Origin of the sequence: Catenulispora yoronensis (assembly GCF_039531695.1) — a bacterium.
GTDB lineage: Bacteria > Actinomycetota > Actinomycetes > Streptomycetales > Catenulisporaceae > Catenulispora > Catenulispora yoronensis.
Genome location: NZ_BAAAQN010000167.1, coordinates 1 through 701, shown reverse-complemented (window position 1 = coordinate 701; position 701 = coordinate 1). Strand labels below are relative to the sequence as shown.

The 701-nt window shown below is 47.6% G+C and carries 1 protein-coding gene; it reads right to left on the bottom strand.

Annotation, left to right across the window (positions count from 1 at the left end; all coding sequences use genetic code 11):
* Positions 1 to 701, bottom strand: a 701-nt coding sequence (locus tag ABD481_RS46590) for an MFS transporter (protein WP_344672334.1), incomplete at both ends; no start/stop codon positions are given.

The following is a 701-nucleotide window of genomic DNA, read 5'->3' as shown; positions in this document are numbered from 1 at the left end:
ATTGTGGTTCATCGAGGAAAAGAATCACCACCAAACCAATGGCGGCGCAGATACCAAAATAGGTAAATACAGAATTAAAACTCCCGGTTTTATCAAGCAAGAAACCAGCCGCCATCGGCGCGACAAATCCACCGAGGTTGCCGCCGCTATTAATTATGGAAGAGGCGATTGGATAGGTTTTGCTATCCGAAACGGCCATACCGTACGCGGTAAAGGCTGGCCAGCCGATATTTAAACAAAAGCCGACAAAGAATAATCCAATACAAACTGCCAGGGTGCTGGCCGGGATATTCAGCATAATTAGCATCATGACCACCGTTGACACCGCAGTGAACATCATGGTGGGTTTACGCCGGCGGCCTAATAGCTTATCCGAAACCCATCCGCCGCCGATCGCGCCAATAAAGCCGCCGATGCACGGCATACTGGCCACGAAGCCCATACTCATTACATCGAAACCGCGCTCTTTCACTAAATACAGGGGGATCCAGGTTAATAATCCGTACAGCACGCTAACCATCATAAAATACGCCAGGCAGTCACCGAGAATATTTTTTGAGGTGAATAAGCCTTTCGCCGTATCAATTGGCGCCATCTTCTTTACCCGAATGATTTTATCCAGCCAGGTAAATCTTTCGGCAATTAAGATATTTTCGCGTACGCTATTATTATGACTTTCACGCCCGGCATTAATCTCTGCC